This window comes from Rosettibacter firmus (assembly GCF_036860695.1).
Lineage (GTDB): Bacteria > Bacteroidota > Ignavibacteria > Ignavibacteriales > Melioribacteraceae > Rosettibacter > Rosettibacter firmus.
Genome location: NZ_JAYKGJ010000002.1, coordinates 230,879 through 247,247, shown reverse-complemented (window position 1 = coordinate 247,247; position 16,369 = coordinate 230,879). Strand labels below are relative to the sequence as shown.

At 31.4% G+C, this 16,369-nt stretch carries 8 protein-coding genes; all 8 read right to left on the bottom strand.

What is annotated here, in order from left to right; genetic code table 11:
* Positions 1 to 64 precede the first annotated feature (64 nt).
* Complete coding sequence (locus tag VJY38_RS07960) at positions 65 to 1,693, bottom strand: right-handed parallel beta-helix repeat-containing protein (RefSeq protein ID WP_353680157.1); 1,629 nt, start codon at positions 1,691 to 1,693, stop codon at positions 65 to 67.
* 154 nt (positions 1,694 to 1,847) lie between these two features.
* Positions 1,848 to 3,953: a TIM-barrel domain-containing protein gene (locus VJY38_RS07955; protein ID WP_353680156.1), complete on the bottom strand. Its 2,106-nt coding sequence runs from the start codon at positions 3,951 to 3,953 to the stop codon at positions 1,848 to 1,850.
* A 148-nt stretch (positions 3,954 to 4,101) separates the two neighbouring features.
* Positions 4,102 to 7,143, bottom strand: a complete 3,042-nt coding sequence (locus VJY38_RS07950; RefSeq protein WP_434968562.1) for a rhamnogalacturonan lyase family protein — start codon at positions 7,141 to 7,143, stop codon at positions 4,102 to 4,104.
* A gap of 77 nt (positions 7,144 to 7,220) precedes the next feature.
* Positions 7,221 to 8,048, bottom strand: a complete 828-nt coding sequence (locus VJY38_RS07945) for an alpha/beta hydrolase (RefSeq protein ID WP_353680155.1) — start codon at positions 8,046 to 8,048, stop codon at positions 7,221 to 7,223.
* 185 nt (positions 8,049 to 8,233) lie between these two features.
* Entirely contained in the window at positions 8,234 to 9,934 is a 1,701-nt protein-coding gene (locus VJY38_RS07940; RefSeq protein WP_353680154.1) for a T9SS type A sorting domain-containing protein, read from the bottom strand.
* Between the two features lie 93 nt (positions 9,935 to 10,027).
* Positions 10,028 to 12,985 carry a TonB-dependent receptor gene (locus VJY38_RS07935; RefSeq protein ID WP_353680153.1) on the bottom strand — a complete coding sequence of 986 codons (2,958 nt, stop codon included), beginning with the start codon at positions 12,983 to 12,985 and terminating at the stop codon, positions 10,028 to 10,030.
* Positions 12,986 to 13,317: 332 nt separating this feature from the next.
* A complete protein-coding gene (locus tag VJY38_RS07930; protein ID WP_353680152.1) occupies positions 13,318 to 14,808 on the bottom strand; it encodes a rhamnulokinase in 1,491 nt (496 codons plus the stop codon).
* 257 nt (positions 14,809 to 15,065) lie between these two features.
* Positions 15,066 to 16,076 (bottom strand): LacI family DNA-binding transcriptional regulator, encoded by a 1,011-nt coding sequence (locus VJY38_RS07925; protein WP_353680151.1) that lies wholly within the window; start codon positions 16,074 to 16,076, stop codon positions 15,066 to 15,068.
* Positions 16,077 to 16,369: the final 293 nt, after the last annotated feature.

Genomic DNA, 16,369 nt, shown 5'->3' with positions numbered 1-16,369 from the left:
TAATAATTCAATCATCTGTAGATTTAAAATTAGAAAATAAAAATAAATCTTAGTTGTTGTATTTTCATTTCAATAAAACCATCTGTTTTACTTTAGAACTTCTGCCTGCAGCAACTTTACAAAAATAAACACCACTTGGCAAATGATTTCCATTAAAGTGAACTGTATAACTACCTTTATCTTTAAATTCATCCAAGAGCGTATATACTGCCTGTCCCAATGAATTATAAATTAAAATCTTTACATGTGTTGAATAAGGAATATTAAAAATTATGTTTGTAGCATCATTAAAAGGATTTGGATAATTCTGATATAATTCAAACTCATCTGGAATTTTATTTTCATAATTTTTTATATCTGTTACCTCTTTCGATTCTAAAGCTCCAAGATCTGGTGCTATACCATAAAATTCAAAACCTAAATCTACTCCTGCATCAATTAAACTACTACCTTTAACTGGACGCATAAAATCAATATCAGGTAAACTGCCATCTTGTTTTCGTGGTGATGTTAATTGAGAAACATCAAGACTAACAAAATCATCATCTGTAATTTTTAATCCAAGATCAAATGAATTATGTGAAAGTGTATTTTTTTTATTATCAATATAAGCAGTATCTGTATTTCTTGGTTTGTAACTTAGATTATTCTTTAAAACATGATTATATCCATTAAACCAGATATTATCTATTTGAGCACTTTCTCGATTCACCATATTAAAATTAATATCGTTCTGGTAAGCTGTGTTATTATACCATTCATTACCTTCCAGGTGATGATTAGAATAAAATCCATTTGCTTTATTTCCCACAGCTATACAAAATTTAATTGTATGTTTTGGAACTGGAGAAGGAATTTTATCTGCAGTATCGTGTGCGAATCCTCCAGCTTTAAAACCATTACCATCTCCCAGGCTTTGAAATGATGTAGAATAACCATTGTAAAACGACCAGCAACTATCAAAAACGACAGATTCTTTAGCTCTTATTATATCAAAACCATCATCACTATTAAACCATGCACGACAACCTTTAAAAATATTTCCTTTACCTCCAGCATCGGGATGGCATCCAAAACCATCAGTGTTTGAACCAAGTTTATCTTCAGAAACATTATCCCAGTTTCTATATGCATCGCAATTCAAAAATAAATTGTAACCACCTTTATAATGTCTTAATCCAGTTCCAATATTATCATGCATACTAATTTGCTCAAAAATGTTATGACTGCCTCTACTGTAAATACAATATGATTCTGTATGTGAAGTAATTGTAACCTGAATGCCAGTCATTTCCAAGCCTTTCAAATGAATGTAATTCCCAATAACATAAATTCCAACAACTCTTTGATTTGGTGGTTTAAAATCAGAAAAATCAAATACTGGGGTTTCGCCAGGATAAGCCCAGTATTTTATTGTTTTTCCTTCAATACCATTTTTATCTAAATAAGTTACACAGGCAAATAAATTTGAAACCACTCTCGAAATTTGATTCGGTCGAATTTTATAAATGCCACCTCTTATATAAACAGTATCACCAGGTTTTGCAAGTTCTTGAGCTTTCTGAAGTGTTCCGAGTGGTTTATCTATTGTCCCGGGATTTGAATCGTTACCATCTGGAGCAACAAAAATTTGTGAATATATATTATTGAGCGTTATAAAACCAATAAACAAAAATGTAATTATTTTTTTCATAATATTGTTTTTAATGAGTATTAACAATTAAATCAACTCCTAAAAATGATATTTTGATTTTTATTTGATAAATATTTATTCAACATAAATAAACATTCAGCTTAAGTGAGTAAGAATCAATGGTATGATTATAATTCAAAGAGAAGGAAATATTTTACCAATTTTCTTTTGCTTCTAATTCGTTAATATTGTATTTGATTGAAGTTTTTTCGACTGACTCTTGATATAATTTATTTAAATCAGGTAATATCAAACTGGAACCTTTACGTAGAAAAACTGGAGTTTTATAATCTGGAGCATCTACTTCAATATATTGTCCACCTTTATATTCTTTATTATCCCAGATATCAATCCATACTTCGCCTGCTGGGAGGTATAAAGATTTCTTAGTTTTTCCTTCTTCCCAAATAATTGAGACTAAAAGATCATCACCAAATTTATAAGTTGTCCAATCATCCCAGCATTCTTTTCGTTCAGGATATTCGAGAAACAATGGTCTAATAATCGGCATACCAGTTTTACTTGCAACTTCTGCAAAGTGATAAATATAATCGATTAGATACATTCTTAATTTTGCATAAAATCTCCAGACGGCAAGTAATTCATGATCGAATGATGGTTCATAATCCATATCCCAGAAAACTCTATTGTTGGTTGGACCAACTTCCATAATTGGAGAGAAACAAGAAAATCCTAACCATCTTTTAGTAACTTCACGATTAATTTTTCTTGGATATCCTCCTGTATCTGAACCCCAGATTGGATAACCCATAATTGCACATCTTTGAGCTCCAATAATTACAGAACGAAGTCCTTCTGGTGGATTTCCAGTATCGCCAGCCCACATACCTCCATATTTAGCACAACCTGTATATTGAGCTCTTGGAAATAAAATAAAATCATTACCAAGTACAGGTTTTATTGCATCATAAGTTGCTTTAACATATTGACGTGGATAGTCATTATAATTTTCACGGTAAGTTGTACCAATAAAAGTTTTGAGATTAAGTGAATCCAAAAGTTTTTCACCATCAGCACGATCAAGTTTAAAACCTTTTATACCCAGTTTTGCTAACTTGGCAGGTCCAAGTTCTCCCCACCATTTACATGCATCGGGATTAGTAAAATCAATTTTAATCTGACGTAAATTTTTTCTGGTTCTACTTTTTAAATCATATCCTCTTGCTTCGGCAGTATCTGCCATTTTGCCCATTACATGTGGTCCAATCCATAACATTGTTTTGATATTTTTTGATTCGAGCCATTTTATCATCTTTTCAAAGTTAGGCAATCTTTTATAATCAAATTCAAAATCATCATATCCATCAATTCCTGGTCCCCAAGGTCTATCAATCCAGTATGCTGTACAGGGAATATCATATGCCTGCATTAAAAGAATTTCTTCGACTATCTGTGAATTATATGGAGCATTAACTTTACTACCATCATAGTATTTTTCATTATTGAAATGTTCATCTCTCCATCGCCATGGTCCAAAAGCCCATTTTGGTGGAACAAAAGATGGTCCGGTAAGTAGTGCATGTCTTTTTACTAATTCAGCTGGATTTTTATCCATCATTAAAGTAAACGAAAGTTCAGGACCTTCAAAGAATATTTGAACCATATCTTCTCGATTTTTACAGAAATCTACAACACCAGGCCATGTGCCATGAATGAAAAATGCATAATTCCCAGAAGAAATATAAAAAGGAGCATAAGCCGAAACAGTTGGTTTTAATTTAACTTCAATTCTCTGTCCCCTTAAATTAAGTCCTTCTTTAATTCCTTTTTCCCATGATTTACTCTGATCTCCATCAACTACTCGTTCGAATATACCAGAAAAATATTCATCAGAATTTACTTTTGTATTTATCACCCAACCAGATGGATTTAAGCTACTATTTTCCAACCTAAGATTAAAAACTAAATCGTTATTTACTTTTTCTGTTTCGAGAACAATTATTAATTCGTTACCTTTCCATTTATATAATGATTTGCTTTCTGAAATTTGTGTTACTTCTGGAATTCCTTTCAACCAATTAATTTTTTCATTTAATACATATCCAATACTTCCAATCGTATCAACTGATTCAATTAAAACATCATAACCATATGAATTATGAATTCGAAAAGAAACAAACGAATTTTTTGGATTTAATGAAACTGTTAATTCTCCATGATTCTTCATTAAACCAGCATTACTTGTTACTGTAAATAATACTAACAAAATAATGGAACTGTAGATTAAGGCTTTCTTCATTTTGATATACCTTTATAAATAATTACCAGGAATTTCCTAACAATTTATAAGGAATACAACAATTACAAAAATTATCTATAAAATTTAATTCTGCATCACATTCAGCAAAGTTTGATATTTAATTTAATAAGCAACTGTTCAAAATTTTTTATCTGAGTAATATCATTTTCTTAATCAAAATATTATTACCAGCTTTCAAACTATAAAAATAGATTCCAGAAGCAACTGATTTCCCATTCATATCCTTAGCATTCCACTTTACTGAATAGAAACCTGCTGATTGAAATTCGTTATTAACTAATTTAATTATTTCCTGACCAAGAGAATTATAAATCGTCAATGTTACACTCGATGCTTCAGGTAATTCATATTGAATAATTGTAGAAGGATTAAATGGGTTCGGATAATTTTGATAAAGTTGATATTCAGTAGGTAAATTTATTAAAGTCTCAATAGCTGTTACTGATTTAGATGAAATAGTAATTTCATCAAGATTACCAAAATCTGAACCAGTTGCAGAAAAACGAATAGTGTTATTAAATCCTTCATTAAGACTTACAACAACACTGTCAATTACATAATTAGTCCATGCACCAGTTCCTTTCATGGTTAAACTCTTAGACTCTCCATTAACAATTAAACTACCAGTTCTATCAACATTACCAAGAGCATATCTGTAGTAAAGCATTTTTTGCCCACCACCAAAACCTGGCATATAAGTAAATTCAACTGCACTATTGTTAGCATCAAAATTTGTAAATCCAGTACCATTAAAACCTATATGATTATTATCAAGAAAAACTGTCCCGATTATGTTAGCATCTTCAGCCTGAAATGTGAAAGAATTGTTTGGTGTAATACTCAAAACTTTTGAATGTAGAGATTCTACCTGTCTAGTGTCTGTAACAGTAAGTGTATAATAATAAGTTTTTCCAGTAGTTAGATTCTTATCTATAAATGTATTGAGAGTTTTATCCACAGAAAAAATTTGAGCTGAAGACATATCTTCCTTTTCAGAACGATATATATTGGTCTTTATAATATTCTCGTTATTCTTGATATCCCAGATTAAAAATATCGAATTCGAATCATATCGATAAGAAATATTAGCAGGTGGCTCAGGTCTAACTGTTGGAGTTATTTCAATTATATTCGATAAATCAGATTTGTTACCATCAATGTCATAAGCAACTACAGCATAATAGTAAGTTACATCAAGTGAAACATTTGTGTCGATATAAGAAGTATTATTTCCAACATTAATAGAATCAGTAAAATTATTTTGAGAAGTTCCACGATAAAGAATATAACCAGCTAAATCTGTTTCAGTATTTGCATCCCATTGAATAATCACAGTATCTCCTGAAAAAGTTCCTCTAAGGTTCTTTGGAGTTGCTGGTGGTTTGAGACTATCAGGAATAAATGTATTTTTACCAATAAAAAATCTTGGATGAGGTGGTTGATTATATCCAACATTCTGCCATGCAATAGCAAGACGATATTGTCTATCCTGCATAAGAGTGATTAAACGATATGGAGTTTCAATATTTGTTGTATAAATTCTGAGTGAAGAATTATCACTTGTTCGCCAGATTACTTCTTCTCTCCAGTCTCCAAATAAATCAGCCTGTAAAGTAGGAGTTGCTTTAGTTCCATTATTAGATGCACACCCTTGTGCTGATAATAAAATTGGATTAGTACTACCATTATATTTTTGAATATAAATATTATCTAATAATTCTCTTTCGGGATCGCCATCCCACCAGATTACAAAATTTGAAGAAGGAGGATTAGGACCAACTCTTACATTTTTAGCACTTCGTAAACCATCAGTTCCACCCCAGCATTCCATACCTTCATAATCATCAACAAGATTAGCTGCAACACCACGTCCAACATCTCCGGGTCCAGTTCCCCAGATAACCTCACCAGTTTTTCCGTCCAATAAGGCTGAACCTACTGCAGCTTTTTCATGTATGCCCCAGACTTCCAATCCAGGACGATCAGGATCAATATCGGATACATGTAACGCATCACCATGACCTAACTTAGAGTTCCATAGACCCTTGCCATCATCATCTACTGCCATTGCACCATAAACAATTTCATCTTTACCATCGCCATCAAGATCAGCTACACTTAAATTATGATTTCCCTGACCAGTATAATCAGAATATCCTTTGTCTGTATCAAATATCCATCTTAATTTTAATTGATTATCTTTCCAATCCCAGGCAACAAGAACAGTTCTTGTGTAATAGCCACGACACATAACAACACTTGGATGTTCACCATCAAGGTAAGCAACACATGCTAAAAAACGATCTACCCTATTACCATAAGAATCGCCCCATGCACTAACATTACCACGTGGTGGTAAGTAATCTGTTGTAAATAAAGCTTCTCCTGTTAATCCATCAAAAACTGTCAAATATTCTGGACCTGAAAGAATATATCCACTTGAGTTTCTATAATCTGCATTAGCATTGCCAATCACGTTACCTTTACCATCAACAGTTCCATCTGCTGTTTTACAAATAACTTCAGCACGTCCATCTCCATCCAGATCATAAACCATAAATTGTGTATAGTGAGCACCAGCTCTAATATTCTTACCTAAATCAATTCGCCAAAGCAATGTACCATCAAGCTCAAGACCATCAAGATATACATTACCAGTATAACCACTTTGTGAATTATCTTTCGAGTTCGAAGGATCCCATTTGAGAACAATTTCATATTCACCATCACCATCTAAATCAGCTGCACTTGCATCATTTGGACTATAAGTATAACTAACTCCATCGGGAGTTTGTCCTCCTGCAGGTCTTTGTAATGGAATAGTTTTATAAATTTGTGCCCAGGGAGTAACTTCTTCAGAAGCCTGTAGTTCAACACCATTTACAATTGGGACAACAAAATATTTATCATTTAATGTTCCTGCAGTATCAATATAATTAGTTGAATTTAGAATTGGTTCATCATTTATTTTTGCATTATTACGATAAACATTAAACTTCACATTAGATTGATCAGATACAAGCAAGCGCCAGCTTAAAAATATTCCTTTCTGTTTTGCAGGAACTGCAACTAACCCTCTATTTAATCTTTCAATTTGTTGAATTTGAGACCAGCTTTTATTTCCAAATAAAATAATGATAGCTATAAATAATATCATTGCTCGTTTCATAACTTATCCCTCAAAAAATTTTAATAAAAAATATGCTAATTAATTGGAAGACGATGTAAATTTTAGTGGATAAACATTCAGGGTATGATTGAAATTTCTTTAAGCCACAATTCTGCTAATGTACTCCATGTATTTGTAGAAGGAGGATTATCTCTTAAGCCAATATTATGTTTACCCCCGGAATATATATGAAGAGAAGATTTATTTTCTTTTCCATTTTTCTTTAAAGCAGTGAAATAAAAAATACTATTTAAGCAATTGACTCCAGAATCATCCATAGCATGAACAAGAAAAGCAGGTGGTGTTGTTGAATCAACTTGTTGTTCGCATGAAAATTTTTTTACTAATGATTCGGATGGATTGTCACCCAGTAAATTATCTCTACTCCCTTTATGTGCATATGGTAATTCCATAGTAATTACAGGAGAAATTAAAATTGTAAAGTTCGGTCTAAAAGAATATGCATCAAGAGAGTCATTCCCTTTTGACCAATCGTCCTTAATAGTAGAAATACAGGCAGCTAAATGTCCACCCGCAGAACCTCCCATTACACCTATTTTATTAGTATCAATATTATATTCATTTGCATGAGCACGAATAAATCTAATTGCTCTTTGCGCATCCTGTAATGGTGCTTTAAAACTTTCTATTACATCAGGTGATTGTGGTAGTCTATGAATTAATACAAAAGCATTTATCCCTAATGTATTAAGCCATTTAGCCAGTTGAAATCCACCAACTTCATAAGCTAATCTAACATATCCACCTCCTGGTATAATAAGAACTGCAGCCTGTTTATTAACAGAAGCTGGTACCTTAAATTCATAAATACCCGGTGTTCCAACTTTGTAAATACGTTCATTTGCAATACTATCTTTGATTGTAATACCTTTACTATTAGGCATATTGTTATTCCAGATAGGAATAAATCTTTGAGCATTAGTGTTAATGCTTATAAGAATAAAAAATAAAATTAGTAAATGAATTCTAAGTTTTATCATGATAAATAAATTTACTTAATAAAAATTCTGGAATAAAAAAAGTGGCCAACCAAGAACTTAATTCTGGTTGACCACTCACATAATGATAATTATTTCATTAAAATCATCTTTTTAGAAGCAACATAATTTTTCCCGTTTACACCAGCTGCTTTAATGTTATAAATATAAATTCCGCTGCTTAAGTTAGAAGCATCAAAATCAAATGAATAAACTCCTGCAGCCAGATTCTTTTCGGTTGTTTCTAAAATTTTTTGTCCCAATATATTATAAATAGTAATTGTAACCGTTGACTGTTCAGGTAAACCAAATTCAAATTTTGTAGTTGGGTTAAATGGGTTAGGATAATTATTACTCAAGTAATATTGAGTTGGAACTCCAGAATTATAAGCTTCAACAGAGGTATAGTTTTTCCAGGTAATCAATGCTGATGCACTATCACCCGGGATATAAACATACTTAGCATTAGTCATTGAATCTCGTAATGCTGCAATGATTTGTTCTCTATTGGCAAGGTAAATAGCTTTTTTATCCGGGAACCAGTTTAAATCACCAAGTGGCAATCCATCTGTACCGCCTGTTAATAAAGTATCATTAGTATATTTCAAATTAAATTTTGGAGGCCAGCGTAAAATTGGTTGTCCATTTGCATCATAAATTACGGGTGGATCTATACGCCAATCACGGTAAACTGGACCTTTAAACCAATGATATTCGAGCCATGCTAACATACTATCCAAGTTATTTGGTGGTTGAATAAATTTAGGATCGATTTGCCAATAGTTTTTACCAATTCTAAAATTATTATCTGCTAATATTGTTGAGTCGACATCCAGATTCCACAATAAACATTGTTTTAATGTATCGGCAAATCTTGTTTTATAAAATTCCAGGAATCTTGGGTCTAAATACATTGCATTAAAACCATGATACAAAGAAATTGAATCGAGTTTTTCCTTTACTTGTGAAAAATATTCCCATGTAGTAAAATAACTCTCATAGCCATTCGTGTTTGGCATACGACCTCGCCAGCTCCAGTTATAGAATATATTATTTGCCTGTATAGCTTCATACCAGTGTAGTTCATGAGCATTAATTTGCATATTTACATAAGTATTGTGTAGTACATACATTTTTGATGTAAAGAAATTTCCACCATTACCAAATTCTCTGGCTTGATTAACAGAAGTGTTATTCTCAAAAGTAAATTTTTTGCATGCAGCATCTATTCGTATTGGCATTCCACCAAAAGGAGAGCTACTTCTTCTAACACCATTGATAAACACACAGTTTGTAATTGTGATTTCTTCGGTTGGAGCAGTTGTTCTACTGCAATGGTCTACATAATCAGTAAAAGCACAATTATCCCAGACTATTTTATAACCACCATAATTACGTACAAACGATGAAATATTAACATCATTTCCATGAAGTCCACTTAGAAGAATATTTTTAAGAGTTATACTTCCTCCAGCCCTAAGATTGAACATATCTCTTGCAGCACCTGAACTTGAAGGGGTTTGTAAAAATACAGGTGGATTGGGATCATTAAGAATCCAGCCATTGTAAGGTCCTTCGATTACTAAATCGAAATCAACTTCAAGAGAACCATCAAAAGCATAAAATTTACCACTTTCTACTTTGTAAACTTTATGTGCTTGTGAACCATCCGGTAAGGTATCTGCAGCTATTTGTGCATTAACATATTGATTTGGGTCAAGTACCATCTCTTGAGCCCAAATAATGGGTGCTAACACCATAAAAAATGCTGCTAAGAGTATTGCATGTTTCATTGTTCCCTCCTCATTTGTTTTGTTAGGATTAGTTATTTGTGATTTGTTTTATACTGAATAAAGGTATGAATCTCATTTAGTGAATTGAATTAATTAAAATGAATAGCGTATACCAAGATCTGCGGTAGTGCCATAGTACTCAACACCAGATAATTTTTTAAGTACACTACTATAACGACGATCCGGTGTGTTTGTAATATTATTTATATTAAGGAATAATTGAAGGCCTTTAAGCCATGGAAGTTTTTGATAAGCTGTAAAGTCCCACCTTTTATATGCAGCAGTATATGAATCGAGTTCTTGATAAACCGGGTCTGCACTTCTTAAAACATTATCCTGATATAAGAAAGATAAACGTGCAGAGAAACCACCTATATCAAAACCTATTGTTAAATTCAAAATATCATTTGGTTGATTTACTAATCTACCAGTTCTGGTTGTATCTATATAATTATACTTTTTAAAAGGACCTGTTCCAATTGCCACACTTTTGAAATATGGATAACGTGTAATAGAATTTATGTGAGTATAATTAATATTAAGTACAATACCATGAAGGAAAGATGGTAAGTACCAAAAGTTAGTTTGCCAATCTAACTCAATTCCTCTAACATAAGAGGTTTCCTTTAGATTAGTCCAAGTATTTATTGTTGTATACATTGCCTGAGTTAATTTGTATCGATAATTAATTTTAGATGCATCTTTAGTATAATATCTTATAGGTACAATTAAATTGTCTATTTCTTTATAAAAGAATCCAGCTGTAAATAGCCCAATATGGTTTTCATAAATTGAAGCATAAACATCATAATTTTGAGTTAGAGCAGGTTTTAAGTAAGGATTGCCCAGACTTAATGTAGGAGCACTATAAGTATCAACATAAAGATATGGTGAAACAGCACGATAGTCTGGATAAATTATACTCTTTGTACTTGCTAAACGAATGTCTAACCAATTTGTTGGTTTAATACGCAATTGAATCTGAGGGAACCAATTTTCACCTTTTGTTGAATCCCAGCGAACTTTTTTATGATCATAATAATATTCACCTGGAGTTGTTAATCTTCCAAAAACATAAGTAGAATCAGCTTCGTAATCGAATCCAAATTTTTCAAATCTAATTCCTGGCAAAAATGTTACATACCTACCTAAATTAAATTCAGCCATAATATAAAAAGCACCAAAATTTCTTACATAATTATAGTCATATTGAGTTGATTCGAGTGGAGAAGGAAGATAATATCCATATTGTTTTGCTAACTCTTCCATATGATGCATTTTCCAGATAGATATTTTATTATAGAATACATTAGCCCCCACTCCTTCTTTACCTGAGAGAAAACTACCAATATCATAATCGGGATCAGCAAATAAAGCAGCTCTTAATCCATTATCTTGCTTAGTAATTCCAAGATCCTTCCATATTGAATCTCTTAAAAGCGTGTTAAAATCCCCTGCAAGTCCACCTCTATCAGTATCTATATACCACATGGTTTCATCATTAGCTCTTGTATTACGTTCATACTTACCACCAAATTTTAAATTTCCTGAAAGATATTTCGTAAAGTTAAAAGGTACATTAAAATTCATTAATGCTGATTGTGCTGATTCATCTACATCTCTCATAAGTGTAGATGTACCAGTTACAATTTTATCTTTTTCTAATACTGTAACTGAATTTAAGAATGTACTTGGTGTCATATTTCTTTGATTGGTAACTGGACTAGTCCATCCCTGTACACCACCTGATCTTGTTCTTACGTCCATTCTTAAGTCACCAGGATTACGTTGTTTGGTAATTGAATTTGAAATTGAAAAATCCATTTTAACATTATGTAAGATTTCAAATTCACCCTGTAATGCGTTACTAATCACTGTATTTGTAAATTCTCTTTCTGCTGCAAATCCTCTCCAGTCATAATCAGTAGAATAATAATTTTGCTGTTCAATTTGATGTTCATTTAGACTTCCAATAAAATTATTAAGAATTAATGAACCACTGGAAAATTGATAGTCAAACACAAGACTACCACCTGCTCTTCTTCTATCTCTTACGAGATCATTTATTGTAACACTTGCCAGATATGTAGGAAGCATCCCATTTATTCTTACATCTTCTTCGTTTGTAAAATAAGAAGCAGTTAACTCATCAGAATTTCTATTGAATTTATCCAGATAACCAGAAATTTGAACTCCTAACTTTCCATCAAAATAACGATTACTAACAAGACCTGTAATTCTATAATTTCCAAAAGGTTGAGTATTAGCCAATGATGCATAACTATCCTGGATAGAAAAATTACTATGCAGTCCTTCTCTGGCTTTACTAATTCTGAGATTTACAACTCCACCAACAGCATCTGCATCCATATCTGCAGTTAATACTTTTGTTACTTCAATACCAGAGAGTATATTAGGTGCAATCATGTTTAAGTCAACACTTCGATCGTCACGGTCTGTTGATTGCATTCGAACACCATTAACCATCATTACATTATATTTAGGAGAAAGGCCACGTATTGTTACTTTTTGTCCTTCACCACCACTTCTAATCAGAGAGATTCCAGGAAGTCTGGCTACAGATTCTGCAGCATTAACATCTGGAATATCTTTTATTCTATCTGACGATACAATATTCTTTATTGTATTTGAAGATAATTGCTGGTTAATGGCTTCCATTTGTCCTTCTGCCTGTGCAGTTATAATTATTTCTCCAGTTTCCAATGCTACATATTCAAGCTCTACATCAACTTCAACAGTCATTCTTGGTCTAACTGTTATAGGAATAATTTTATCTTTGTAACCAATATATTTTACAATCATATTATAATTGCCCGGCGGAACACTTGGAATATAAAACTCACCATCCTGCGATGTTGCTGCACCGAAACTAGTTCCTTCAAGCAATATATTAGCTCCGGGTAATACTTCCCGAGTACCTTTGTCAAAAACTTTGCCTCTTACTTTGCCAGATTGCTGTCCATAAACACTAAAATTCATTGATATAAGAAACAAAATCATGTAGACCAAAATCATTTTAGTTATTTTCATAGGCTTTCCCCCCTTTTAGATATTAATGTAATTTGATTAATCAAAACTTCTAAATTGATAATACATTAAAGAGAAAAAAAATCTTTAGATAATTAAAACCTCAGGGAATGGAAATAGGAGTAAAGAAATTTAAGGAATAACACTTATGTGATAACATAATTTTACTTGCTAATTGGGAATAAAAAATTGATTAATGTTTGACATTAATTCTTTACAATCTAACAGTAAACAAATTTCTCTAAATATGTTCATAATGATTGGCAATCAGAAGAAATTCTATCAGTGAAAGATTATTTGGTATTTTAATAACGCTGTTCAAGATTTTAAAATAATTAGTTTTTGTGTTTCAAAATATTATTGTATTTGTGTTCATTTTCATCAAAGTAGTCTGTATGTTGTGGTTTATAAACTTTCAGCTCAAATGAATTTGCTACTAACTTTCTCCACTCACTAAGATTTTTTATTATGCCTTTTGAAATAGCCTGTACACCAATATTTCCTATTACTGCTCCTTCAACTGGACCTGCAACTACTTCACAATTCAAAGCATCAGCTGTTAATTGAGTTAGAAGTTCATTTTGAATACCACCACCAACAATATGGAGTCTTTTCAATTTTTTACCTGTTATAGATTCAATTTTTCTAAAAGTATCTCTATAAGAAAAAGCTAAGCTTTCTATAATAACTCTAATTATAAATCCAAAATCTGTTTTAATTTCTTGCTCAGTTTCATTTAAGTAAGCTATAACTTTTTCTGGCATTTCCCCTGCTTTTAGAAATCGTGGATCGTTTAAATCAACCCAGGAATTTGCTGGACCATTTTCTCTTGCCATTGAAATTAATTCGGAATAATTGAAGTTGCTATTTAATTTTTCAGTCCAGTATCTTCTACATTCTTGAATAGGCCATAATCCAATTATATTTTTAAGAAACCGAATAGTATTTTCAAAACCACCTTCATTTGTAAAATTATTAATCAATGCTTCTTGAGTTGTGATTGGATTATGAACTTCAATACCCATTAATGACCATGTGCCAGAACTTAAATAAGCCCAGTCGTTGTCTAATGCAGGTACAGATACTACAGCCGAAGCAGTATCGTGACATGTTGTAGCAATAATTGAAATATCTTTACTTAAATCTGTAGCCTGTGCAACCGAAGGTAAAATATTTCCTAATACAGTACCAGGTTCTACAATTTCAGGAAATATTTTTTTTGGTAATCCAAAAGCATCGATTAGTTTCCATGACCAATTTCTCTGGAAAGGATCAACAAGACTTGAAGTAGATGCAATAGAATATTCTGATAATTTTTTACCTGACAATAAAAAATTTAGAAAATCTGGTACGAATAAAATTTTATCGGCAACATTTAGCAAATTTAATTTTCTCTTTTTCTCTGAAAGCAATTGATATAAAGTATTAATTTGTAAAAACTGTATCCCGGCATTCTGATATATTTCTTCTTTTGTAACAATCTTAAATGCTTCTTCCATCATATTATCTGTTCGAACGTCTCGATAATGATATGGATAACCAAGTATTCTATCATCTGGATCAAGAAGAACATAATCTACTCCCCATGTATCAATTCCAATACTTACAAAATCATTACTAAAATATTTTTTTGCTTTTTTTAATCCTTCTAAAATTTCTTTATAGATTGCAAGAATATCCCAGTGAAATCCATTATTTAATTTAATATTAGGTGTTTCAAATCGATGTATTTCATGCAGGGATAACTTTTCGTTGGCTAATACCCCCACCATACATCGACCACTTTCTGCACCTAAATCAAAAGCAATAAATTTTTTTTCTTCCATAAATTGACCACTTATTTATTGAATAAAATTAAAGTTAGACAATAAAATCATAACTATAGGTGAAATTAATTAATCTGGAGAGGATAGACATTGATAAAGCTAAAAAATTTATGACTGAATTTATTAGTTTAATATTTCGACAGTCAATTTTTATCAAACTTTAGTAGATATGAAGAATTTATATATATTAAAAATTCTTAATTTATCGAGAGTGGGAATATTATAAGAAGTATGAGAAAAGAAAATCAGTAAAGGAATTATCTTTTAACTATTTTATATTGAACAAACACATCAGAAAAATCTTCGTAACTTTTTTTATTTTCTAAAATATCAATTAACATATCAGTGGCTGTCTTACCAATTAAGTAAGGATTCTGATCAACAGTATAATATGGAACACCTAATCTTGCTACAATTGTATTATCACCAAATTCACCAAGTAAAATATCATCTGGTATGGATAAGTTTTTATCAAGTATAGCTTTTCCTGCACCATAAGTTATAAGACCACCAATACTAATTACTGCATCTATTTTAATTCCAGATTCAAGCAAGTCAGTCATTTTTTTATAACTATCTTCAATACTTCTGAAGGTTTGCAATACAAGGTCAGGATTAAATTCAATGCCAAAATCTTTTAATGCTTTTTGATAACCAATAAATCTATCTCTACAGACAGGTATAAGAGTATTTGGTCCAAGGAACAGAATATTTCTTCTACCCTCTTTAATCATTTCGGAAGTTAATTCGTAAGCAGCATCAACATCATCAATTTTAACTGAAATGAAGGGCAGTTCATCAATTTTTCGATCCCAGCAAACAATTTTAATTCCTTCTTCATCTAAATTTTTATATAATTGATAATTTTCATCTCCACCAGCTGCATTAAGTAAAAGTCCATCTACACCAATATCAGATAAAAATTCAATTTTTTTTCTTTCTTTTATGCTATCTTCATCATGCACCATCAATAAACATTCATAACCTTTATTGCTTGCTTCTTCGTACATACCTCTTACAGCCTCTGAAAAGAATGAAATCCTTAAGTCTGGAATTAAAACTCCTAAAATTTTACTTTTATTAGTGATTAAAGAGCGTGCTAAAATATTTGGGCGATAACCCATTTCTTTACATTTTTCTTTGACACGTAACTTTGTCTCTTCAGAGATATCATTAAAATCACGAAGTGCTTTAGAAACTGTTGCTGGCGTGAGAGATAATTCACGAGCAATGTCTTTTAATGTTACTTTCCTTTTTCTATTATTCACAGTTTTTAAATTATGTTATCAGGTATGTCAATATTATAATTTTGATACATTAAATTCAAGAAATGTGTAAAAATGAATGATTAGATACAGCTCCGCCACGTCACTTACATGGGATTGTTTTTAATAAAACCATACTTAATATCCGTAATGGTTTTCGAAAACCTTTAAGTTTTTATGGATTAAAAAAGAGCTTTTTCTTTAGCTCTATGTCAAAATCTTAAAGGTTTTCGCAATCGATTACAATATATTATTTAAAATAAATTATGTCAAGTTATTTTTTTAGTCATGAACTA